Origin of the sequence: Methylobacterium sp. PvP105 (assembly GCF_017876975.1) — a bacterium.
GTDB classification, from domain to species: Bacteria; Pseudomonadota; Alphaproteobacteria; order Rhizobiales; family Beijerinckiaceae; genus Methylobacterium; species Methylobacterium radiotolerans.
Window position 1 is genome coordinate 387,881 of record NZ_JAGIPA010000005.1, and the last position, 21,176, is coordinate 409,056.

22 protein-coding genes are annotated in these 21,176 nt (G+C 71.7%); 14 read left to right on the plus strand and 8 right to left on the minus strand.

Annotation, left to right across the window (positions count from 1 at the left end; genetic code table 11):
• The first annotated feature begins 22 nt into the window (after positions 1–22).
• Positions 23–631: a helix-turn-helix domain-containing protein gene (locus J3A75_RS35345; protein ID WP_012329665.1), complete on the plus strand. Its 609-nt coding sequence runs from the start codon at positions 23–25 to the stop codon at positions 629–631.
• A 51-nt stretch (positions 632–682) separates the two neighbouring features.
• On the opposite strand, the gene J3A75_RS35350 is transcribed toward J3A75_RS35345, so the two are convergent.
• Together J3A75_RS35350 and J3A75_RS35355 are read right to left on the minus strand one after the other, a co-directional pair.
• Complete coding sequence (locus J3A75_RS35350; RefSeq protein WP_012329666.1) at positions 683–922, minus strand: Lrp/AsnC ligand binding domain-containing protein; 240 nt, start codon at positions 920–922, stop codon at positions 683–685.
• Positions 923–1,018: 96 nt separating this feature from the next.
• Positions 1,019–1,804, minus strand: a complete 786-nt coding sequence (locus J3A75_RS35355; protein WP_012329667.1) for an alpha/beta fold hydrolase — start codon at positions 1,802–1,804, stop codon at positions 1,019–1,021.
• Positions 1,805–1,930: 126 nt separating this feature from the next.
• Here J3A75_RS35355 and J3A75_RS35360 point away from each other — a divergent pair, with 126 nt between their 5' ends.
• The 3 genes from J3A75_RS35360 to J3A75_RS35370 all read left to right on the plus strand — a co-directional run bounded on the left by J3A75_RS35360 (position 1,931) and on the right by J3A75_RS35370 (position 5,661).
• Positions 1,931–2,563: a GntR family transcriptional regulator gene (locus tag J3A75_RS35360; RefSeq protein WP_012329668.1), complete on the plus strand. Its 633-nt coding sequence runs from the start codon at positions 1,931–1,933 to the stop codon at positions 2,561–2,563.
• A gap of 84 nt (positions 2,564–2,647) precedes the next feature.
• Complete coding sequence (locus tag J3A75_RS35365; RefSeq protein ID WP_209651317.1) at positions 2,648–4,171, plus strand: aldehyde dehydrogenase; 1,524 nt, start codon at positions 2,648–2,650, stop codon at positions 4,169–4,171.
• Between the two features lie 83 nt (positions 4,172–4,254).
• A complete protein-coding gene (locus J3A75_RS35370) occupies positions 4,255–5,661 on the plus strand; it encodes an MFS transporter (protein WP_209651318.1) in 1,407 nt (468 codons plus the stop codon).
• Positions 5,662–5,707: 46 nt separating this feature from the next.
• Here the strand turns inward: J3A75_RS35370 and J3A75_RS35375 are convergent, their stop codons facing one another.
• Together J3A75_RS35375 and J3A75_RS35380 are read right to left on the minus strand one after the other, a co-directional pair.
• The gene (locus J3A75_RS35375; protein ID WP_012329671.1) at positions 5,708–6,142 is read right to left on the minus strand and encodes a YybH family protein; all 435 of its coding nucleotides are present in this window, start codon (positions 6,140–6,142) and stop codon (positions 5,708–5,710) included.
• A gap of 66 nt (positions 6,143–6,208) precedes the next feature.
• Entirely contained in the window at positions 6,209–6,715 is a 507-nt protein-coding gene (locus tag J3A75_RS35380; protein ID WP_312892956.1) for a lipocalin-like domain-containing protein, read from the minus strand.
• 205 nt (positions 6,716–6,920) lie between these two features.
• Here J3A75_RS35380 and J3A75_RS35385 point away from each other — a divergent pair, with 205 nt between their 5' ends.
• Positions 6,921–7,124, plus strand: a complete 204-nt coding sequence (locus J3A75_RS35385) for a hypothetical protein (protein ID WP_209651320.1) — start codon at positions 6,921–6,923, stop codon at positions 7,122–7,124.
• Positions 7,125–7,180: 56 nt separating this feature from the next.
• Positions 7,181–9,271, plus strand: coding sequence for a prolyl oligopeptidase family serine peptidase (locus J3A75_RS35390; protein WP_127992954.1), 2,091 nt, complete (start codon positions 7,181–7,183; stop codon positions 9,269–9,271).
• Positions 9,272–9,907: 636 nt separating this feature from the next.
• On the opposite strand, the gene J3A75_RS35395 is transcribed toward J3A75_RS35390, so the two are convergent.
• The 3 genes from J3A75_RS35395 to J3A75_RS35405 all read right to left on the minus strand — a co-directional run bounded on the left by J3A75_RS35395 (position 9,908) and on the right by J3A75_RS35405 (position 11,017).
• Positions 9,908–10,141 (minus strand): hypothetical protein, encoded by a 234-nt coding sequence (locus J3A75_RS35395; RefSeq protein WP_012329676.1) that lies wholly within the window; start codon positions 10,139–10,141, stop codon positions 9,908–9,910.
• 368 nt (positions 10,142–10,509) lie between these two features.
• On the minus strand, positions 10,510–10,857 hold the full coding sequence (locus J3A75_RS35400) for a hypothetical protein (RefSeq protein WP_116656730.1): 348 nt from the start codon (positions 10,855–10,857) through the stop codon (positions 10,510–10,512).
• Positions 10,850–11,017, minus strand: coding sequence for a hypothetical protein (locus tag J3A75_RS35405; protein WP_209651321.1), 168 nt, complete (start codon positions 11,015–11,017; stop codon positions 10,850–10,852). Before J3A75_RS35405 ends, J3A75_RS35400 begins: the two co-directional genes overlap by 8 nt.
• A gap of 332 nt (positions 11,018–11,349) precedes the next feature.
• On the opposite strand from J3A75_RS35405, the gene J3A75_RS35410 reads away from it, so the two are divergent.
• Positions 11,350–11,640, plus strand: a complete 291-nt coding sequence (locus J3A75_RS35410) for a hypothetical protein (RefSeq protein ID WP_012329680.1) — start codon at positions 11,350–11,352, stop codon at positions 11,638–11,640.
• Between the two features lie 51 nt (positions 11,641–11,691).
• On the opposite strand, the gene J3A75_RS35415 is transcribed toward J3A75_RS35410, so the two are convergent.
• Entirely contained in the window at positions 11,692–12,606 is a 915-nt protein-coding gene (locus J3A75_RS35415; protein WP_059409469.1) for a manganese catalase family protein, read from the minus strand.
• A 260-nt stretch (positions 12,607–12,866) separates the two neighbouring features.
• On the opposite strand from J3A75_RS35415, the gene J3A75_RS35420 reads away from it, so the two are divergent.
• The 7 genes from J3A75_RS35420 (at position 12,867) to J3A75_RS35450 (ending at position 21,112) form a co-directional block, all read left to right on the plus strand.
• Positions 12,867–13,076, plus strand: coding sequence for a hypothetical protein (locus J3A75_RS35420; protein WP_012329681.1), 210 nt, complete (start codon positions 12,867–12,869; stop codon positions 13,074–13,076).
• 188 nt (positions 13,077–13,264) lie between these two features.
• On the plus strand, positions 13,265–14,437 hold the full coding sequence (locus J3A75_RS35425; protein WP_012329682.1) for an alpha/beta fold hydrolase: 1,173 nt from the start codon (positions 13,265–13,267) through the stop codon (positions 14,435–14,437).
• A 132-nt stretch (positions 14,438–14,569) separates the two neighbouring features.
• Positions 14,570–15,871 carry an MFS transporter gene (locus J3A75_RS35430; protein ID WP_012329683.1) on the plus strand — a complete coding sequence of 434 codons (1,302 nt, stop codon included), beginning with the start codon at positions 14,570–14,572 and terminating at the stop codon, positions 15,869–15,871.
• Between the two features lie 222 nt (positions 15,872–16,093).
• Positions 16,094–17,512: an FAD-binding oxidoreductase gene (locus tag J3A75_RS35435; RefSeq protein ID WP_029358903.1), complete on the plus strand. Its 1,419-nt coding sequence runs from the start codon at positions 16,094–16,096 to the stop codon at positions 17,510–17,512.
• A 1,102-nt stretch (positions 17,513–18,614) separates the two neighbouring features.
• Positions 18,615–19,916 carry an oxalate/formate MFS antiporter gene (gene oxlT, locus J3A75_RS35440; protein ID WP_012329685.1) on the plus strand — a complete coding sequence of 434 codons (1,302 nt, stop codon included), beginning with the start codon at positions 18,615–18,617 and terminating at the stop codon, positions 19,914–19,916.
• 284 nt (positions 19,917–20,200) lie between these two features.
• Complete coding sequence (locus J3A75_RS35445; RefSeq protein WP_209651322.1) at positions 20,201–20,902, plus strand: GntR family transcriptional regulator; 702 nt, start codon at positions 20,201–20,203, stop codon at positions 20,900–20,902.
• 27 nt (positions 20,903–20,929) lie between these two features.
• Positions 20,930–21,112, plus strand: a complete 183-nt coding sequence (locus J3A75_RS35450; RefSeq protein WP_012329687.1) for a hypothetical protein — start codon at positions 20,930–20,932, stop codon at positions 21,110–21,112.
• Positions 21,113–21,176 lie beyond the last annotated feature (64 nt).

Sequence of the window (21,176 nt, forward strand, 5' to 3'; positions counted from 1 at the left end):
TCGCGGGCGCGGATGACGGGGCATGACGGCGAGGACGATCATCGGGGCGGACCCGGCAGCGACGGAGACGTCCCCGCAGATCCACATCGCCGAGGAGATCCGGCGGCGCCGCAGGGAGCAGGGCCTGTCGCTGGAGACGCTGGCGGCGCGCTCGGGGGTCAGCCGCTCGATGATCTCGAAGATCGAGCGCTCCGAGGCCGTGCCGTCGACGGTGGTGCTGTCCCGCCTCGCGGAGGCGCTCGGCGTCACCTTCTCGCGGCTGATGGCGCCCGCGACGGAGCGCGAGATCCTGCTGATCCCGGCGAGCCGCCAGCCGATCCTGCGCGACGAGGCGTCCGGCTACCTGCGGCGCTGCATCTCGCCGGTCCTGCCCGGGCGCGGCATCGACTGGGTGCTCAACACGCTGCCGCCGGGCGCCAGCACCGGCGAGTTCACCGCCCATCGCCGCGGCGTGTCCGAGTACATCTACGTCCTGCGCGGCCGCCTGCGGGCGGTGATCGGCGAGCGCGCGGTCATCATGGAGACCGGCGACAGCCTGTATTTCGAGGCCGATGCCGGGCACGCCTTCACCAATGTCGGCACGGAGGCGTGCGAGTACTTCCTGGTGATCGACCCGTCGCGGGTCCGCTGAGCCGGGGCGCCCCGGACGTCCGCGGCGCGCGGCTTCCGCGCGACGGGCGCGTCAGTGGAAGGCCTTGAAGGCGATGATCGTCTCGGAATCCTTCACGCCGTCCAGGCGCAGGAGGAAGTCGTTCACGAACAGCCCTATATCGACGCCGTTGTCCACGTGGAACTTGGCCATGATGTCGAAGCGCCCGGCCGTGGAGTAGATCTCCGACGCGATCTCCATCGCGACGAGCGCGTCGGACACGGCGTAAGTCTTGCCGATCTCGCATTTGATCTGCACGAAAAATGTCTTCATGTCCGTCTCGCTGGATGGCGCGCCGTCGCGGCCGCGCGGATCGGGACCACCGACCCCGCCGGAGCGGCCGAACCTAGCACCGTTCCGCGCGCCCGGTCAGGCGGCGCCCGGCCGGAGAAACGCCAGGACCTCGCTGGCGAACATCTCGGGGGCCTGGAGCTGCGGGACGTGGGCGCAGTCCGGCAGCGTCACGAACCGCGCGTCCGGCAGGCCGGCCGCGAGCTCGCGCGCCATGGCCGGCGGGGTCGCCTCGTCCTCCTCCCCGACGAGCACCAGCGCCGGCGCGCGGATCTCGGAGAGGCGGGCGCGCAGGTCGAGGCCGGCCAGGGCCGCGCAGGCGGCCCGGAACACGTCGACGTCCGTGCGCAGGAAGGCGGCCCGGCGCTCGGCCATTAGGTCCGGGTGCGCGGCCTGGAACGCGGGCGCGAACAGGCGGCGCATGGCCGTGTCGGCGATCGCCGCGAGCCCCTTCTCGGCCGCCGCCCCGGCCATGCCGCGGAACGCGGCCCGGCCGGGCTCCGGGAAGCAGGCGCCGCAATCGGCGAAGACGAGCCGGTCGAAGAGGTCGGGGTGGCGCAGGGCGCAGAGCAGCAGCACGAAGCCGCCGTAGCCGTTGCCCAGCCCGGCCGCCGGCCGGCCCCCGGTCGCCGCGCGCAAGGCCGCGCCGACCCGGTCGGCGACGGCCTCGAGGCCGCCCGGGGCGGGCGCGGAGGCGCCGAATCCGGGCAGGTCGGGGAGGAGGAGCCGGAAGTCGCGGCCGAGCGCCGGGGTGACCCGGTCGAAGCTCGTCCGGTCGGCGAGCAGCGAGTGCAGCAGGACGAGGGGCGGGCCCTCGCCGCACGCGGTCACCGCGACCTGGCCATCCGCGAACATCGCCTGCATCCGAGACCTCCCCCGCCGCCTCTGCCGGCGGCTCCACGACGCTGTCGCATCCGACACGTTCGCTCGCAATCCTGTTGACGTGATATTTCACGGATGGCAGCATGTGTCGACCGAACGAGGCTGCGCGTGCTGCTCCGAGACAACATCTACGCGGCGATCCGCGCCGACATCCTGGCCTGCGTCCTGCGTCCCGGCGCCGAGGTGCGCGAGCAGGAGCTGGCCCAGCGCTACGCCGTGAGCCGGCAGCCGGTCCGGGAGGCACTGCTGCGCCTGGAGCGCGAGCGCCTCGTCACGGTTCACGCCCGCCAGGGATATCAGATCAACGCGATTTCGGTGGCCGACGCCCGCGATCTGCTGCGCATGCGCCTCGCCCTGGAGCCGGCCTGCGCGGCCGAGGCCGCCGCCGGCGCGCCCGATTCCGTCGTGGCGTCCCTCGACGCGTTCCGCACCGTCGCGGACGGCGCCGACTTCATCGCGGAGAACCGCGCGTTCCACATCGCCCTCGCCGAGGCGTCGGGAAACCGCCGCATGGCCGCGACCGTGCGCGACCTCGTCGAGCAGGCCGACCGGCTGGTGCGCGTCAGCCTCGACGGCATCCGCGGGCGCGATCCGGCGCAGCTGGTGGACGAGCACGCCGCCATCATCGACGCCGTGCAACGGCGCGACGGGCGCGGCGCGCGGCGCCTCGTGCGCGCGCACGTCGCCCAGGCCGAGCGCCGCATCCTGACCGCCCTGGAGCGCAGCGCGATCGTCCTCTGAACGAGGCCGCGCCCGGCGCGGAGCCGAGGGACGCGGTCGAACACGACACGGGCCCGACAGCGGGCCCGACACGGGAGAGACGCCATGACCCTGCACGCGCCGGAACCGACGGTCGAGACCCGGGGCAACTTCATCGACGGGCGCGAGGTCGAGGCCGGGGACGGCACGCTGATCGACGTGCGCAACCCGGCCACCGGCGCGGTCATCGCCCGCATCCCGAATTCGGGGCCGGTCGACGTCGACCGGGCGATGCGCTCGGCCCGCGCCACCTTCGAGGGCCGGGAGTGGGGCGGGATGGACATCCGGGCGCGCGCCCGGCTGGTGAACCGGCTCGCCGACGCGTTCGAGGCCAGTCTCGACACGCTCTACCGGCTGGAGACCACCAACAACGGCCGGCCGGTCAACGAGACCCGGGCCCAGCTCTCGCGGCTGCCGGACTTCTTCCGCTACTTCGCGGGCGTGGCGCTGGCGCGGCGCGACGACGTGATCCCCGTGGAGGGCAACTACCTCAACTACACCCGCCGCACCCCGATCGGCGTGGTGGCGAACTGCACGCCGTTCAACCACCCGCTGATGATCCTGTGCAAGTCGCTGGCGGTCGTGCTCGCCACCGGCTGCACCACGGTGGTCAAGCCCTCCGAGTACACGCCGCTCACGACCCTGAAGCTCGCGCAGATCTTCACCGAGGCCGGCCTGCCGCCGGGCGTGTTCAACATCGTGCTGGGGCTCGGCGCCTCCACCGGCAAGGCGCTGGCCGAGCACCGCGACATCAACAAGCTCGTGCTCACCGGCGGCACCGAGGCCGGCCGGATCGCCGGCTCGGCGGCCGCGAAGGTCTTCGCCCACCAGACCATGGAACTCGGCGGCAAGACCCCCGTGATGGTGTTCGACGACTTCGACGTCGAGCGGGCGGTGAACTACGCGGCCTTCGGCGCCTTCATCGGCGCCGGCCAGACCTGCGTCTGCGGCAGCCGCCACCTCGTCCAGGCCTCGATCTACGACGAGTTCGTGGAGCGGCTCGCCGCCAAGACCGCCGCGATCCGCCTCGGCGACCCCTTCGACCCGGCGACCCAGCTCGGCCCGGTCATCTCCGAGCGCCAGCGCGAGCGGGTGCTGGCCTATGCCGGCTACGGCCGCGACGCGGGTGCCCGCGCCGTCGCGGGCGGGCGGGCGGCCCGGGTGCCGGGCTTCGAGGGCGGCTACTACGTGGAGCCCACCGTGTTCGCCGACGTCACCGCCGACATGCGCATCTTCCAGGAGGAGGTGTTCGGGCCCTTCACCAGCGTCACCCGCTTCGAGGACGAGGCCGACGCGCTCCGGCTGGCCAACGACTCGCCGTTCGGCCTCGCCGCGGCCGTGCGCACCCGCGACGTCGCCCGGGCCCACCGGGTGGCGCACGCGGTCAAGGCCGGCATCGTCTGGATCAACGACCACCACCGCCTCGACCCGGCCTCGCCCTGGGGCGGGGTCGGCGACAGCGGCCTCGGCCGCGAGTGCGGCATCGAGAGCTTCAACGACCATTTCGACGTGAAGAGCGTGATGGTCGCGACCGGCGACGGGCCCTTCGACTGGTACCGCGACACGGCCGGCCAGCGCCGCCTCAACTGACGACCGACGGCGCGGGGGATACGAGGTCCGCGCCAGACGGACCCCTTCCGCGCCGGCCCCGAACCCGAGGAAGGAAACGCCCCATGTCCGAAGCCGTGAGCCCGGCGGTCAACGCCGGAGGCCGCCTCGACCGCCTGCCGATCGGGCCGTTCCACCGCCGCATCATGTGGCTGATCGGGATCGGCATGTTCTTCGACGGGTTCGACATCTACATCGCCGCCACCGTGCTCGGCGCGACGCTGAAGAGCGGCTTCTCGACCCTGCCGCAGAACGCGTGGTTCGTCTCGGCCACCTTCGTGGGCATGATGGCGGGCTCGTTCCTGACGGGCTTCTTCGGCGACCGCTACGGGCGGCGCTTCACCTACCAGGCCAACCTGCTGGTCTTCGGGCTGGCCGCGCTCGGGGCGGCCTTCGCGCCCAACATGACGGTGCTGATCGTGCTCCGCTTCATCATGGGCGTCGGGCTCGGGGCCGAGAACGTCGTGGGCTACTCGACCATGACCGAGTTCGTGCCGGCGCGCTCGCGCGGGCGCTTCCTCGGCCTCATGGCGGTGTTCGTCGTCACGGGCCTGCCGGCCGCCTCCCTGATCGGCTACCTGATCATCCCAGCCTTCGGATGGCGGGCGATGTTCGCGCTGGGCGGTCTCGGGGCGCTCGCCGTCTGGTACGCCCGCAAGAGCCTGCCGGAATCGCCGCGCTGGCTCGAGGCCGTGGGGCGCCACGCCGAGGCCGAGGCGCTGATGCGCGCGATCGAGGCCGAGGCCGCCCGCGGCGCGCCCCTGCCGCCCGCCGCCGCGATGGCGCCGGTCACGCAGCTCGGGCTCGCCGCCCTGTTCCGGCCGCCGCTGCTGTCGCGGCTGCTGCTGGGCTGCCTGTGCCTCGTGGTGATCAACACCCTGCTGTACGGCTTCGTGACCTGGCTGCCGACCTTCTTCATCCGGCAGGGACTCTCGGTGGCGACCTCCTTCGGCTACGCGCTGTTGATGGGGCTCGGCGCGCCGGTGGGCAGCGCCATCGGCGCCCTGACCGCCGACCGCTGGGGTCGCAAGCCGACGATCGTCGGCGCCTCGGCGACGGCCATCCTGTTCGGGATCCTCTACCCGATGACCCTCGACCCGGTGCTGCTGCCGCTGGTCGGGTTCGGGCTGACGGTGCCGATCTACGTGCTGGTGGCCCTGCTGTTCGGGATCTACATCCCCGAGCTGTTCCCGACCGAGGTGCGCCTGCGGGCCTCGGGCCTGTGCAACACGGTCGGGCGCGGGGCGACCATCGTGACGCCCTTCCTGGTCGTGACCCTGTTCGAGGCCTACGGCATCGCGGGCGTGACCTGCCTGATGATCGGGCTGCTCGCCCTGCAGATCGTGGCGGTCGCGGCGTTCGGCGTCGAGCCGCGCAGCCAGAGCCTGGAGAGCCTGGAGGCGGGCGTCGCGCCGGCCGAGGGCGGCCCGGCCGACCGGGCGCGGGACGCGGTCCCGCGGCCGATCCTCTGAGACCGGGCGGCCCGCCGCCCGGCCGTCTCCCGGCCGGGCGGAGCGATCAGTTCCAGGTGTGCAGGACCGTGCGCCAGGCCCCGTCGCGCTTCTCCAGCACGTTCACCCAGTTGCCCTCGAACTTCTTCCGCGCGCCCCCGTCGCCGGGGCCGGTCATCTCCCAGCGTCCGGAGACGATGAGCAGGTTGTCCTTGGGCAGCGCCGAATTCACCGTCGTCTTGTGCTCGTCCCACCCCTTCGCCTTCAGCCCGGCGAAGAACTTCTGAATGCCGTCGCTGGTCTGCGGGGCGCCCTTCGTGACGACGATCGCGTCGGGCGCGTAGAGCTTGGCCAGCGTGTCCATGTCGCCGCCGTTATACGCCGCGTCCCACCGGCTCGCGGCGCTCTGCGCGTCGGCCTGCACGGTATCCGACCGGCACAGGCTCGGCGTCATCAGGGCCACGGCGAGCACGGTCGCGTGCAGGACGTGAGGGCGCAGCATGTCTTCCTCCATCGTGAAGTGTTCTGGTTGATGAGAGCGTGACGGCACGGGGTCTGCGGGCTTCGACTAAGGGTATTTCTCCCAGGTGAGAGTGATGATGCTCATCCTGCCGTCGAGGTTGAACTTGAACGGCACCGTCCGGAGGATGAGCCGCCCGTTCTCCTGCGCGACGTGCCGGACCTGGGAGGTCCCGGTCCAGGCCTCGTTCCACGACGTGTCGATGTCGTGGATGATCCGGTCGCCCTCGAACCGGTAGGTCCCGGCATAGGCGAAGAAGGTCTTGTGGAGCTTGACCCGGTCCGCGTCGGACATCTTGTCGTTGGCGATCGGCCTCTCCCGGCCTTCGTAGGCGCAGACCACCATCATGCGCCCGTCGCGGCCGTAATGGATCCATCCGGTCGGCTTCGGGCCGCCGTAGGCGTCGATGGTCTCGTCCGTGTCCACGATCCGGCGCGTCGCCGTGACGAGGCGCCAGGTCCCGACGACCGCGTCCCCGTCCAGCGCTCGTCCGGCCGAGACGCCGAGCGCGCCCGAGGCCAGGACGGCGGCGCCCACGAGGCCGATCGTCGCCACGTGGCCGAGGCCCTCCCGGCGAGAACCGCGTGACCCTTGCTCGCCGATGCGCATCGTTGCGACCCCCGAGACGGCATGGGGACTCAGAGCACGAACCGGAACGTACGCCACCGAACCGTCATAGAAGACCATAATCGAGGTGCGCGCAAGCCCAATGTGCTGAAATACCGAAATCCAAAACAGTCAAAGCGCTGCGATGATCTGAATGGCGGCGATAAGACCAGTATATTTCCGCACGAAGGACGTGCGCGCCCCGCCGGTCGAGACGATGGCGGGCGAGCGGGCGACGTTTCAGGGGGCGGGATCGGCCGCGCGCACGCGGAACATCCCTGATCCGCGCGACCGGATCCGCCGCTCGACCTGCGCGACGCGCGCGAAGATCTGCGCGTCCGGGACGATTGACCGCTGATCGGAGGGGCACCGCGCGACTTTTGAGGACGGCGCGCACGGGCTACGCTCCCGGCCATGTCCGCGGCAACCGACCCCCACCCCGATCCCAGGCCGACGCTCGCCCGACCCGACGACGATCCCTACCTCTGGCTGGAGGCGGTCGACGGGCCCGACGCGCTGGCCTGGGTCGAGGCGCGCAACGCGGAGACGCTCGCCCGCTACGGCGATGCCGTCTTCCTCCGCGACCGCGACATCGCCCGCGACCTCCTCGACCGGCCGGGCCGGATCCCGTTCGTCCAGCGCTTCGGCGCCTGGCTCTACAATTTCTGGACGGACGGCGCGCATCCGCGCGGCCTGTGGCGGCGCGTCGACGAGGCCGGCTACCGCGCCGCGGTCCCGGACTGGGAGATCCTGCTCGATCTCGACAGCCTCGCGGCGACCGAGGGCGAGGACTGGGTCTGGGCCGGGGCGGCGATCCTCAAGGGCGATCTCGACCGCGCCCTGGTGCGCCTCAGCCGCGGCGGCAAGGACGCGGCCGTGATCCGCGAGTTCGATCTCGACACCCGCACCTTCGTGGCCGACGGCTTCGTCCTGCCCGAGGGCAAGGGCGGCGCCACGTGGCTCGATCGCGACACCGTGCTCCTGTCGAGCGCCCTCGGGCCGGGCATGGCCACGCGGTCCGGATACGCCCGCACCGTCCGGCTCTGGCCGCGCGGCACGGATCCGCGCGACGCGCCGGTCCTGTTCGAGACCGCCGAGACCAGCATGGATGTCTGGGGCGCGTCCGACCGGCAGACCGGGACGGAGCGGATCACCGTCGTCGAGCGGCTCGGCTTCTTCGACGCGGCGATCCATATCGGCGACCGCACCGGCCTGCGCGTGCGCCTCGACCTGCCCACGCATGCCGGGGTCCAGCTGCACCGGAACCACCTGTCCGTGCGGCCGCGGCGGCCCTGGACGGTGGACGGCGTCGCGCATGACACCGACACGGTGCTGGCGATCGCGCTGCCCGATCTTCTGGCGGGCCGCCGCGCGTTCACGGTCCTGTGGCGGCCGGACGAGCGGCGCGCCCTCCAGGGCGTGTTCTGGTCGGCCGGGCGGCTGATCGTGGACGTGCTCGAGGACCTGCGTCCCACCTACCGCGTCTTCGAGCCGGGGCCGGGGGGATGGACCGAGCGGGCCGTCGCCGGGCTGCCCGCGCTGGGCTCCGTCCATCTCTGGCCCCTCGACGGCGATCCGGAGCGGGCGGATGGAGCCCTGCTCGCGCTGGCCCACGATCCGGTGACGCCGCCGGCGCTGCTCGCCTTCCCGCCCGCGCTCGACGCCCCGGCCGTGCTGCGTCAGGCGCCCCCGGCCTTCGAGGCGCGCGGCATCCGGGTGACGCGCCACGAGGCCCGGTCGGCGGACGGGACGCGCGTGCCCTACGTCCAGGTCGGGCCGGAGGCCGAGACCGGTGCGGCCCCCGTCTACCTGACGGCCTATGGCGGGTTCGGCCTCTCGCGCCTGCCGGATTACCAGCCCGTGCTGGGCAAGCTCTGGCTGGAGCGCGGCGGCACCTGCGTGACCGCCAACATCCGCGGCGGCGGCGAGTTCGGCACCCGCTGGCACCACGCGGGCCGGCGCGAGGGCAAGGCGCGGGCGCACGACGACTTCGCCGCGGTGGCCGCCGACCTCGTCGCCCGCGGCGTGACGCGGCCGAGGCGGATCGCGGCCGAGGGCGGCTCGAACGGGGGCCTGCTGATCGCCAACATGCTCACCCGCTACCCGGAGCGGTTCGGGGCGCTGGCCTGCACGATCCCGCTCATCGACATGCGCCGCTACACGAAGCTCCTCGCCGGCGCGAGCTGGATCGGGGAATACGGCGATCCGGACGATCCGCAGGACTGGGCGTTCCTGTCCGGCATCTCCGCCTACCACGCCGCCGAAGCGGGGCGGCCCTACCCGCCGATCCTTCTGGCCACGAGCCGCGGCGACGACCGGGTTCATCCCGGCCACGCGCGGAAGATGGCGCAGAAGCTCCGCGTCCTCGGCTGCGACGTCGCCTTCTACGAGCCCGCGACGGGCGGGCACGGCGCCGGCAAGGACAGCGAGCAGACGGCGGCGTTCAGGGCGCTGGGGCTCACCTTCCTGCGCCGCGCCATCGGATGGGAGGACCCGGTCGCGTGAGCGCGGCCTCGGCCTGCGCTCGGGCGGAACTGAGGACCAGCGCGTTGCGCGGTTCAGAAGCCCATCAGCACGCCGGCCGAGCCGCTCACCGTCATCGCGAGGCCACCCAGGAAGGCGCCGATCATCGCGTAGGAGAAGCCCTTCAGGACCCTGTCGTGCACGCCTCTCATCGAGCCGCGGGTCTCGGGCGAGACCCGGGACCACCACCTGCAACGAGAGGCCGGATCGGCCGGGCGGGTGCGGCGCGAAGGGGCCCGCTGCACGGCGGAACCGGGCCGGGTTCAGGCTGCCCCGGTGAGCGGGACAGCCGCCGGGCGCATCTCGCTCACGCGAAATGCGCCGGCAGGCTGAGGGCCTGCGCGTAGGTCACGAGGGCGATGGCGCCGGCGATCAGGGTCGCGGCCAGGGTGATGCGGTTCGTCCAGGTCATCGTCGTCTCCATCGGGTTCGCGACCGTGCTCGCGGTGTGATCCCGATGTACGCCCGAGCTTTCAGGCCCGGCGTGTCCGGGAACACCTGCGGAGCCGCTGTTCGCGCACGGATCTCGGGCTGCGCACCGGCCGGAGGCGGGCAGGACGGCCGCCTCCCGGCTCGGAGGACCCCGCAGAGCGGGACCGGACCCGGACCTGGCCCGATCTATCCGGCCTCGGCGCGCTGATCCGCGTTGGAGGCGACCGTGAAGCCCTCGCGGTCGAAGACGGTGTAGAGGACGCCGGCCGGATCGAGGCCCAGTCCCGCGATATGCGTGATCGCCGCCTCCTTGGCCTCGGCCAGCGTGCTGAACGGATCCGGCAGCTGGTACATCCGCGACGCCTGCTCGGCGCCGTCGATCTGAACCGGCGGCGTTGTGATCTCGACCGTGTAGGGCACGACGTCCGCCTGCCGGTGCCTAGTGGAACACGCCGAGGAAATACAACAACAGAATGATCGGCAGCGGGATTCCCAGCAGCCACAGCAATCCACCGCGCAGCATTCGCGCCTCCTCTATGTCGACAATCGCACCGAAATATCGGCTGGTTCGAGGATGGAACGCACGAACAATGCGAAGGGATGCACATGACTGGCGCGAATGCTCGAAGCGCGCCTTCGATAGAGCTGCGCGAGACCTTTGGGCATCTCGCCCCGCACGGGCGCGCGATGTGGTCGCCGGAAGCCCGCGATCGGTCGCGGGCTCGCGGCAGCGCCTCTCGCCACACGCTCGGGGACCGGCGCGCCTGGCCGACCGCGGGTGGGACGGCTCAGCGATGCAGCGCGGCGATCCAGTCCTTCAGGGGATCCACCACGTAGGCCATCCAGGTCCGCGCCCAGGCCAGGGCCGGGCGGTTCGCGTCGATCGGCCGAGCGGCCATCAGGGCGGCCACGTAGGCGTCCTCCTGCGGTTCGCACATGTCCAGGGCACCCCGCTCCCGTCCGGGCTTGCTCCTGTGTGCGGGCTGCCGGTCGAAGGCCTCGCGGACGCAGCCGTGCCAAGCGCGCTCCAGGCCCGGCAGGTCGCCCGGCCCCGCTTCCAGCGCCGCGGCGGGCCGGGCACCGGCGAGGGCTGCGAGGAGCGCGAGGCCCGCCGCGAAGGGCGACCGCCTACTCATCGGACGCGCGATCCGCCTGCGGGGCCGCGTCGGCCAGGGTCATCGCGCGCGTGGCCGTGCGCAGCTCATGGCGGGCCACGCCGTCCGCGAGCGCGACGAGGGCGACGAGCACGAGTCCCAGCAGGAAGACGCGGCGGATGGTCAGGGCGGAGATGAGCATCGAGGGCGCCTCGTGGAGACGTCCGCACCGTAGCGGAGCCGCCGCGCGCTGACTGCCGCTCCGGTGCCACATGAGTACGGAAAGCGAACGCCCGGCCGACACGCCCGCAGGCGTGCCGGCATGCCGCGAGGGCTCGACGGGTGCGCGCGCTCCACGGCGCGGCGGCAGACCTCGACCCGCCCGCGCCGGACGGCGACGCGATCTCGCCGCGGGCGTGTCCGGCCGACATGCACGCGCGATTAGTGTTGACGGCCGTCAATGCTATGCTCGATGGCGCGTGTACGGTATGAATCGACGCCATGAGCGCGCCTGGACGCGAAAGGCCGATTGCCATGACACGCTTGACCGTCGCCGCTCTGGTATTCGCTCTGACGAGCCCCGTCATCGTCGCGCAGGCCCAGCAGGACATCCCGATCCAGCGGGATCTCAAGCGCGTGGATCGCCTCGATCAACGGCTCGGGCGCGAGGATACCGAGCTGAAGGTCGATCCCAACGTGACGCCGGACAATCCGGACGGCGTCGTCGGTTTCGACGGACCTCCGTTCAACTACGGGGATCCCGGGGTGATGGGTGACGGCCCCCTGCCGCCGGGATCGCCCGCCGACGACGACGACTGGTACTGACCGAGGACGGCGTGCCCCACGGCCCTGAGACCGCGGGGCTCCGCGCGCGGCTCAGCGCCCTTTCTTGTAGAGCTTGCTCGCGATCTCGAAGATCTCCTCGGGGGCGTAGTTGGGCGCGAACGCCCCGTAATTGCCGTCGAGTTCCGGGACCTTGCCGCCCTCCGGCAGGCCGTCGACGACCTCGAGGTTGCCGGGCGGATCGCCCGGCAGCGCGACCTCGTCGTTCGACCAGACGCCGGCCGCTTCCTTGTAGTCGTCCGGGCTGAAGCGGTAGAGGCGCCGGTGCGAGCCCTCCTGCAGATACTTCTGGCATTCCGGAATCTTGTCGAGAACGATGTTCGGGGTCGGCAGCATCTTCTCGATCTCGACGCCCGTCAGCTTCTTGAGCGCCAGCGCGTAGGCGTGCGCGTGCACGGAACCGCGCACGAGCAGGTAGCCGCAGACCTCCCGGCCGGTCGGATCCTTGAGGGTCTCGTAGACGCGCAGCTTGTGCAGGCGCGCGCCGCATTCCAGGTGGAAATTGTGCAGCAGGTCGATGATGATGTTGCCCGTCGTCGTGACCATGTCGACGTTCCAGGACTGCGCGTTGGAATTGACCGGCGTGGCGCCGCCGCCGTTGCTCAGGAAGCTGCCGGCGAGCCGGATGTCCTGCATGTCGTGGAACGGGGCCTTCGAGACGTCGACCTCCTCGGTGTCGTCGCCGGGGCCGTTGTTGAGCATCGCGATGCCGGTCGAGACCAGCTCCACGTGCCCGAGCTCCTCGGCGAAGATGCTCGACACCAGGCTGTAGAAGGGGCGCAGCTTCGACTTGTTGCGGAAGTTGAAGCTCTGGAACATGTAGTTCCCGAGGGTCGACATCTCCCCGTACTTGCCGCCGAGCAGCTCCTGCAGCGCGGCCGCCGCGTTGGGATCGGGCTTCTTCGGCTGTGGCAGTTCGGCCTGAAGGCGGTCGAGCTTCATGAACATGCGAGCAGCTCCGTTCGCGCGGGGTGCGCATGACGGCATCTTCCCGCACGGACGATTGTTCCTGCGGCCGCGTCGCGACAGCGCGCGTCGGGCTCACCGCGCGGCCGTGACGGCGTGGATCGCGGGCGGTGTGCCGGCGGTCGGCGCAATCCTGCTGTGGACAGCGGCTCCGGCACGGCCGGCCGGCCGCCATCCTTTCAGGGGCGGTAACCATGCCGGTCCTACCAGCCGCGACCCCGGACGGTGAGGCAGGTGGACGAATGGGCGACGACGTGGCTGCGATCCTGTTGACCCTCGTGACCGAGAATTCCGAGTTGCGCGAGCAGCTCGCCAGCGCGCAGGACATGCTGATGGAGACGGCCATCGATGCGGGACAGCTCCATGCCCGGATCCAGGGGCTGGAGGCCGAGCGCGACGCGTGGCGGGCCGAGGCCGGGCACCGGGAGGGCCGCGCCGCCCTGATGGCCTGACGGTTCGGCCGCGCGCCGATCGCGCGCCCGACGCAGGACCGGACGCCCGCGGGTCGGCGAGCGAGGCAGGCCGGCGCGCGTCGCGGCTTCGAGCCTGCCCGTCCCCGCGCGTCCCGGCGGTTCGCGGTCGGATCGGGGATCGGGTACGTTCAGAGGCCGTCGAACGATCGACTCGGGAGCGCGCGGCGATGGTCACGAACGTCCTGCCCCCGCTCGATCCGGCCGCGCTCCCGGCCGGCATCCGCGCCCGCTTCGTCGAGGGCGTCAACGGCCTGCGCATGCACGTGCTGGAGGCGGGCGAGGCCGGCCCCGACCGCCCCCTCATCCTGCTGGTGCACGGCTTCCCCGAGATCGCCTATTCCTGGCGGAAGGTCATGCCGGCCCTGGCCGCGGCGGGCTACCACGTCGTCGCCCCCGACCTCCGGGGCTACGGCCGCACCGCGGACGCGCCGGTCGCCTTCGCGGACGACCTCGCGCCCTACCGCCTGCACAACCATCTCCTCGACCTGCTGTGCCTGATGAGCGCCCTGACGCGCGACAGGGTCGCGGCGCTCGTCGGACACGATTACGGGTCCTGGGTCTGCGGCTACTGCGCCCTGGCGCGGCCCGATCTCTTCGGCACGGTCGCCCTCATGAGCGCGCCCTTCGCGGGGGCGCCGGGGCTCGACGCCCTGGCCCGGGGCCTCCGGACGCCGGCCGACGACCCGATCCACGCGGCACTGGCCGCCCTGCCGCGCCCGCGCACGCACTATCACCGCTACTACGCGTCCCGACGCGCCGCCGCCGACATGGAGCGCAGCCCCCAGGGCCTCGCCGCCTTCCTGCGCGCCTATTTCCACCACAAGAGCGCCGACTGGCCGGACAACCGACCCCGCGCGCTCGCCGGCTGGACGGCCGAGACCCTCGCCGAGATGCCGACCTACTACGTGATGGATCAGGGCCGGACGATGCCCGCGACGGTGGCGCCGGAGATGCCGCCGCGGGACGGCGCGGACTGCGCCTGGCTGACGGACGCGGAGCTCGCCGTCTACGCAGCCGAGTACGCGCGGTCCGGCTTCCAGGGCGCGCTCCAGGGCTACCGGTGCCGCATGGATGGCAGCATCGACCGCGACCTCGCGCGCTTCGCCGGCCGGCGGATCGAGGTTCCCCTCCTGTTCGTGTCCGGAGCGCGCGACTGGGGGCCGTTCCAGGTGCCGGGCGCGCTGGGGCGCATGGAGGAGGCCGCCGGCGCGGGCCTGCTCGGCTGCCACTTCGTGGCGGGGGCGGGGCACTGGGTGCAGCAGGAGCGGCCCCAAGCCGTCGTCGACCTCCTGCTCGACGCGCTCGCACGCGGCGGGGCCGGGCACCGCACCGGCGCGTAGGCGCCCGCCGCCGCACCGCGTCCTCGGCTATCGGGGCGCCCGCCGCCCGGCTATGTCTCCCGCGAACCGGCCGGAGAACCGGTCGGACCGGGCGCACGGCGTCCGGTCCGGATCCTCGAGGGAGGCCGACCGATGGATGTCGAAGCGCGCGCCGTCCGGCGGGTCAGCAGGCGGCTGCTGCCCCTCCTGATCACCTGCTACTTCATCTCCTACCTCGACCGGGTCAATGTCGGCTTCGCCGCGCTGACCATGAACGAGGACCTCGGCATCTCCGCCACGGCCTACGGCCTCGGGGCCGGCATCTTCTTCCTGACCTACTTCGTGTTCGAGGTGCCGTCGAACCTGATCCTGGAGCGGGTCGGGGCGCGGGTGTGGATCGCCCGGATCATGCTGACCTGGGGGCTCCTGTCGGGCGCGATGGCCTTCATCGTCGGCGAGACGAGCTTCTACGCCGTGCGCCTGCTGCTCGGCGCCGCGGAGGCCGGCTTCTTTCCCGGCATCATCTTCTATCTCACGCTGTGGTTCCCCGCGCGCTACCGCGGGCGGATCATCGGCACCTTCATGGTCGCGGTCCCGCTGTCGAGCGTCGTCGGCGCGCCGGTCTCGGGGGCGCTGCTGGGCCTCGACGGGGTCTGGGGCTTCAGGGGCTGGCAGTGGCTCTACGTCCTCGAGGCCCTGCCGGCCGTCATCTGCGCCGGCATCGTCCTGGGCTTCCTGACGGACCGGCCGGCGCAGGCGGCCTGGCTGCCGGCGGACGAGCGCGCCTGGCTCACCGAGCGCCTCGCGCAGGAGCGGCGGGCGCGCGAATCCGCCCGCCGCTACAGCGTCCGGGACGCGCTCCTCGACCGGCGCGTGCTCGCCGTCGCCTTCGTGTATTTCGGCAACGTGGCGCTGCTCTACGGGCTCAGCTTCTTCCTGCCGCAGATCGTGAAGGGCTTCGACCTCACGAACGTCCAGACCGGTCTCGTCAGCCTCATCCCCTTCGCGATCGGGATCGTCGGCATGCTCGCCCTCGGACGCTCCTCGGACCGCCGGGGCGAGCGCAAGGGGCACGCGGCCTTCGCGCTCCTGCTCGCGGCCGGCGGCACGGCCGGGGCGGCACTGGTCTCCGATCCCTACGCCAAGATGGTCCTGTTCAGCGTCTCGGCCTTCGGCGTCTTCGGCGGCCTCCCGGTGATCTGGACGCTGCCCACCGCCTTCCTGTCCGGCGCCGCGGCGGCCGGCGGGATCGCCATCGTCAACGCCCTCGGCAACCTCTCCGGCTTCGCGGCCCCCTACGCGGTCGGCGCGATCAAGGATGCCACCGGCACCTTCACGGGCGGCCTCCTCCTCATCGCGGCGGCCGGGCTCGCCGCCATGGTGACGGTCCTCTGCCTCACCCACGACCCACACCTGGAGCAGGCCGCGGCGCGCGGTGCGCAGGCGGCGGAGTAGACGCGGCGGAGTAGACGCGGCGCAGGAGACGCGATCTGGGGGCAGGGGATCGCGCCGCCGCCCTGCCGCGCCCGGGGGGCGGCGGCGGGTGGCGGCCGGCGGCCGATCGACTTATGGCAGCGTCGGACTGTCCTCCCGGCGGAGGCCGTGTTGCGGGGCCGCGCGAGCCCGGGGACACGCCGTCGCCGGCGACGCGCCGGCTCGAACCCATCGGAGCAGCCCATGAACGCACCCGCTCCCGCCCCCCGCACCCGCCCGGACGCGGCGACGATCGCGGGTCTCACCGAGGCCTTGCGGGCCGTGCTCGGGGACCGGGTGACGGAGAGCCGGGCCGTGCGCGAGCAGCACGCCAACCAGCTCACCTGGGCGCCGTGCGAGCCGCCGGACCTCGTGGTCTTCCCGCACGCCACCGCGGAGGTGCAGGCCGTCGTGCGCGCCTGCGCCGAGCGCGACGTGCCGATCGTGCCCTACGGCGTCGGCACCTCCCTCGAGGGCCACGTCAACGCGCCGTTCGGCGGCGTCTCGATCGACACGGGCGCGATGAATCGCGTCCGCGCGGTCAATGCCGACGACCTCGACTGCACGGTCGAGGCCGGCGTCACCCGCAGGGCGCTGAACGCGTACCTGCGCGATACCGGCCTGTTCTTCCCCATCGATCCCGGGGCGGACGCCACGATCGGCGGGATGGCGGCGACGCGGGCATCGGGCACCAACGCCGTGCGCTACGGGACGATGAAGGATGCGGTGCTCGCGCTCACCGCGGTGATGCCGAACGGCGACATCGTCACGACCGCCCGGAGGGCGCGCAAGTCGTCCGCCGGCTACGATCTCACCCGGCTCCTCGTCGGCTCGGAGGGCACGCTCGGGATCATCACCGAGGTCACGCTGCGCCTGCACGGCATCCCCGAGGCGATCTCGGCGGGCATCTGCCCGTTCCCCTCGATCAAGGCGGCCTGCGACGCCACGATCCTGACGATCCAATCCGGCATCCCGGTCGCGCGCATCGAGCTGCTCGACGAGGTGCAGGTCGCGGCCTGCAACCGCTACTCGAAGCTGACCCTGCCGGAGACCCCGCTGCTCCTGGTCGAGTTCCACGGCACGGACGCGGGCGCGCGGGAGCAGGCCGAGCGGTTCGGCGAGATCGCCGCCGAGCTCGGCGGCGGCCCGTTCGACTGGGCGACCGGGGCCGACGCGCGCGCACGCCTCTGGCAGGCGCGCCACGACGTCTACTGGGCCGCGGTCGCGCTGCGGCCCGGTCCCACGATCAAGAACATGTCGACCGATGTCTGCGTGCCGATCTCGCGGCTCGCGGAATGCGTGGAGGCGACGAAGCGCGACATCGCCGCGACCGGGCTCACGGCGCCGATCGCCGGCCATGTCGGCGACGGCAACTTCCACACCCTCCCGCTCGTCGATGCCGACAGCCCCGAGGAGATGTCCGCGGTGGCCGGCTTTCTCGACCGGCTCGTCGCCCGCGCGCTGGACCTGGGCGGCACCTGCACGGGCGAGCACGGGATCGGCCAGAAGAAGATGCGCTTCATGGAGAGCGAGCACGGGCCGGAGGCGCTCGGCCTCATGCGGACCCTCAAGCGCGCCATCGATCCCCGGAACCTCATGAACCCCGGCAAGCTGATCCCCTGACGCGGACGCGGTCCGCGACCCGCCGGCCCCGGAGGGCCGCTCCTTCGCGGGCCTCGCGTCGTCCGACCGCGTCGGGCTCGACCCGCGGGCGCTCGGGGCCCGGACCGCCGAGCTCGGCACGGCCCTGGCCGTGACCGCGCGGCCGTGTCGTCGATTGCGCCATCCCCTCAAGGCGGCCCCGCCGCATCCCGATCGGGTTCAGGCACGGTCCCTGAGCCGGAGACGCACGGCCTCTCGCGAGCCCACGCCCGCCGGATCGTCGGCCCGCTCGGAGGCCCGGGCCCGCGCCCATCAGCACCGTTGGCCGCCCGCGCGGATACGGTGATCGGGCTCGAACGGCGTCGGTGGATTGCGTATCCGGCGACAGGGCGGGATCGGTTTCTGCCCGCCCACTCCCGGAGCCACGATCAGATGGCTTCACAGCGTCCCGTGAGCGGACGCTCCCGGTCGCGAGCCGGCGCGGGCGGGTGTGCCCGCGCTCAGGGCCCTCCATCGTCCGGGCCTGACCGACCTTCGGTCCGCGATACGCTTCGCATCGACGACAGGATCTCGGACCGGAGACATCGATCGCCTCACGGGCTGCGGCGATGTCGGTGCGTCGTCGGTTCTCCGATCCGGCGCGGCGTCGGCACGGCCGGCCCATCGTTCGCCCCTGCCCCGCGCTTCATCGCCGATTCGTCCGGTCCCAGCCGATCCTCCCGGCCAGCACGATCCGGGACCGGCCCGTCAACGCGGCGGCACCGGGCTCGGGAATCTACCGGACGCTGCGTCGCGGATAGCCGGCTTCACCGGCACAGCCGGGACGGATGTCCGCGAAGCCCGGAACCGGCCGCGAGGCCTCGCCCGAACCGGCGAGGATCGAGGGGAGGGCGGTCGCGCAGCGAGGCTGCACGCGCGGCGCCGCCTTATAATCCCGCTCCGTCGACCGCGGCGTGTGAATTATTTTGCTTGCCATAGGATCCTGGCACACAGAATAATGCATGCCGCAAAGCCAATATCGGAACCCGACATGAGGTTTCGGCGAGGCCGGCGATGCGCCGACGTGCACGCCAATCCTATAGCACGTCGCCGAATGTCAGCGCAGGGACGAGGGAGGAAGCTCATGGCCATGCCAAATGCCACGCCGGCTACGGCAATACCCAGTACCAATCGATGGCTGCAGATCGTGCTCGGCGTGATCTGCATGGTTGCCGCGGCGAACATCCAGTATGCCTGGACGCTGTTCGTTCCCGAGATCCAGAAGACCTTCGGTTGGGACCGCGCCGCGATCCAGGTCGCCTTCACGATCTTCGTCGTCGTCCAGACCTGGCTGACCCCGATCGAGGGCTACTTCATCGACAAGTACGGCCCTAGCCGCGTCGTGATGTTCGGCGGCCTGATGACGGGCCTGGCCTGGGTCATCAACTCCTACGCCACCAGCCTGAGCGGCTTCTACCTCGGCTCAGTGGCCGGCGGTATCGGCGTCGGCTGCGTCTACGCCACCTGTGTCAACAACGCGCTCAAGTGGTTCCCGGACAAGCGCGGCCTGGCGGTCGGCCTCACGGCGGGCGGCTACGGCGCCGGCTCGGCGCTCACCATCCTGCCGATCGCCAAGATGATCGACGGTGGCAACTACGCCCAGGCCTTCTTCGTCTTCGGCCTGATCCAGGGCGCCATCATCATCGCCGCCGCCATCGCCATGCGCGCCCCGCGCAAGGATCAGGTGCCGTTCTCCACCAAGGTCCTGCAGTCGCGGCGCGACTACACGCTGGGCGAGGCGCTGCGCACCCCCGTGTTCTACGTGATGCTGCTGATGTTCACCTGCACGGTGACGGGCGGCCTGATGGCTGTGGCCCAGCTCGGCGTGATCGCGCAGGATCTCGGGGTGAAGAACTTCCAGGTCAACCTGTACTTCTTCGCCATGGCGGCGCTGCCCTTCGCGCTGATGCTCGACCGGATCATGAACGGGATCTCGCGCCCGCTCTTCGGCTTCGTCTCCGACCGGATCGGACGGGAGAAGACGATGTTCATCGCGTTCGCGATGGAGGGTATCGGCATCGTGGCCCTGGGCTATTTCGGCTCGAATCCGTGGGCCTTCGTGATCCTGTCCGGTGTGGTGTTCCTGGCCTGGGGCGAGGTCTACTCGCTGTTCAGCGCCACCGCCGCCGATACCTTCGGCTCGAAGCACATCGGCAAGATCTACGGCGTGCTCTACTGCGCCAAGGGCTTCGCGGCGCTGTTCGTGCCGGTGGGCAACCTGATCATGCAGGCGACCGGTACCTGGGCGACGGTCCTCTACACGGTGGCGACCATGGACCTGATCGCCGCCATCCTGGCGATCGCGGTGCTGCGGCCGATGCTCAAGCAGCACCACGCGGCGAACAACGACGCCGCGGCGCCGGCGCTGACGCTGGCGCACGCCTGAGCGACCGGCTCGGCCGCCCCGCGGCCGGGCCGGACCCGCGACGCCCCGGCTCCGGAATCTCGGAGCCGGGGCAGAGACGATCGAGGGGGGTGCGCGCCGCCGGCACCGTCGCGGCGTCTCTTCGGGACGCACGTCGCAGCGGGCACCTGCGGATCCTCGGGCGTACACCTCCGATCATGCCGTGCTTCGTCGGCGCCTCGCTCTCACGCGACATTCCAGCCGCGCTCCGGCGCCCGCCCGAGATCTGAGGCTGGAACCAGTTCCCGCGTTTTCGGAGATCGACTGTGCTGCAGCCTCCCGAGACCTCCCTGGGTCCGGCCTCGATCGGGCAGACCGCGAGCCTGCGCGAGCAGGCCTACGACAGCATCAAGCAATCGATCCTGGCGATGGATCTCTACGACGGCTCAGCGCAGATCCGGCTGCACGAACACCAGATCGCGCAGGATCTCGGCATCAGCCGCACGCCAGTCCGGGAAGCCCTGACGCTTCTCGAGCGGGAAGGCTTCGTGAGCACGGTGCCGCGCCGCGGCCTCTTCGTGACGCGCAAGACCAAGCGCGAGATCGTCGAGATGATCACCGTCTGGGCCGCGCTCGAGGGCATGGCGGCCCATGCCGCCGCGCGGCACGCCGAAGATTCCGAACTTCGCGCGCTCGGCAGGGCGTTCGAAGATTTCGACATATCCACTTTACCCGATCATCTGAAAGCCTACGACGAGGCCAACCTCGACTTTCATCGGACGATCGTCCGTCTCGGCGGCTGCGGATTGATGGTCGAGATGACGACCAACCTGTTCATCCACATGCGGGCGCTCCGGTCGGCCTTCCTCCATCGGGCCGGGAGGCTCGAAGATTCGATGCGCGAGCATGCCGCCATCATCGCCGCCCTGCAGGCACGCGACGCGGATCGGGCCGCGGTCCTCGTGCGCGATCACGCGCTCGGGCTGATCGCGCACGTCGAGGCGCACTGGGCTTGGCCAGAGGGGTAAGAGCCACCGCCGACGGAGAATCGACCTATGCTACCGTCCGTTCACATGACCGATCTGCTCGGCCTCGGCTTCCTGATCATCGGGCTCGTCGGAGCCGGGATCGCCAGCGCGAGCCGGTCGACGCGCTTCGCGGAGGAGCCGCGTGAGGAACTCGCGGGCGGAGCGCTGCTCGTGGCGATCCTCGGCCTCGCCTTCGTGCTCGCCGAGTGAGCGGGCGCGGCGCGGGCAAGGCGGCCTCTGCGGCTCGCCATGCCGCAGATTTGCAACAGGCGCC

What these genes read in the sequence shown, in the direction of transcription:
- J3A75_RS35345 (WP_012329665.1), top strand. Translation starts at nt 23, where the DNA reads ATGACGGCGAGGACGATCATCGGGGCGGACCCGGCAGCGACGGAGACG.
- J3A75_RS35350 (WP_012329666.1), bottom strand. Translation starts at nt 922, where the DNA reads ATGAAGACATTTTTCGTGCAGATCAAATGCGAGATCGGCAAGACTTAC.
- J3A75_RS35355 (WP_012329667.1), bottom strand. Translation starts at nt 1,804, where the DNA reads ATGCAGGCGATGTTCGCGGATGGCCAGGTCGCGGTGACCGCGTGCGGC.
- J3A75_RS35365 (WP_209651317.1), top strand. Translation starts at nt 2,648, where the DNA reads ATGACCCTGCACGCGCCGGAACCGACGGTCGAGACCCGGGGCAACTTC.
- J3A75_RS35370 (WP_209651318.1), top strand. Translation starts at nt 4,255, where the DNA reads ATGTCCGAAGCCGTGAGCCCGGCGGTCAACGCCGGAGGCCGCCTCGAC.
- J3A75_RS35375 (WP_012329671.1), bottom strand. Translation starts at nt 6,142, where the DNA reads ATGCTGCGCCCTCACGTCCTGCACGCGACCGTGCTCGCCGTGGCCCTG.
- J3A75_RS35385 (WP_209651320.1), top strand. Translation starts at nt 6,921, where the DNA reads ATGGCGGCGATAAGACCAGTATATTTCCGCACGAAGGACGTGCGCGCC.
- J3A75_RS35390 (WP_127992954.1), top strand. Translation starts at nt 7,181, where the DNA reads ATGTCCGCGGCAACCGACCCCCACCCCGATCCCAGGCCGACGCTCGCC.
- J3A75_RS35400 (WP_116656730.1), bottom strand. Translation starts at nt 10,857, where the DNA reads ATGAGTAGGCGGTCGCCCTTCGCGGCGGGCCTCGCGCTCCTCGCAGCC.
- J3A75_RS35405 (WP_209651321.1), bottom strand. Translation starts at nt 11,017, where the DNA reads ATGCTCATCTCCGCCCTGACCATCCGCCGCGTCTTCCTGCTGGGACTC.
- J3A75_RS35410 (WP_012329680.1), top strand. Translation starts at nt 11,350, where the DNA reads ATGACACGCTTGACCGTCGCCGCTCTGGTATTCGCTCTGACGAGCCCC.
- J3A75_RS35415 (WP_059409469.1), bottom strand. Translation starts at nt 12,606, where the DNA reads ATGTTCATGAAGCTCGACCGCCTTCAGGCCGAACTGCCACAGCCGAAG.
- J3A75_RS35420 (WP_012329681.1), top strand. Translation starts at nt 12,867, where the DNA reads ATGGGCGACGACGTGGCTGCGATCCTGTTGACCCTCGTGACCGAGAAT.
- J3A75_RS35425 (WP_012329682.1), top strand. Translation starts at nt 13,265, where the DNA reads ATGGTCACGAACGTCCTGCCCCCGCTCGATCCGGCCGCGCTCCCGGCC.
- J3A75_RS35430 (WP_012329683.1), top strand. Translation starts at nt 14,570, where the DNA reads ATGGATGTCGAAGCGCGCGCCGTCCGGCGGGTCAGCAGGCGGCTGCTG.
- J3A75_RS35435 (WP_029358903.1), top strand. Translation starts at nt 16,094, where the DNA reads ATGAACGCACCCGCTCCCGCCCCCCGCACCCGCCCGGACGCGGCGACG.
- oxlT (WP_012329685.1), top strand. Translation starts at nt 18,615, where the DNA reads ATGGCCATGCCAAATGCCACGCCGGCTACGGCAATACCCAGTACCAAT.
- J3A75_RS35450 (WP_012329687.1), top strand. Translation starts at nt 20,930, where the DNA reads ATGCTACCGTCCGTTCACATGACCGATCTGCTCGGCCTCGGCTTCCTG.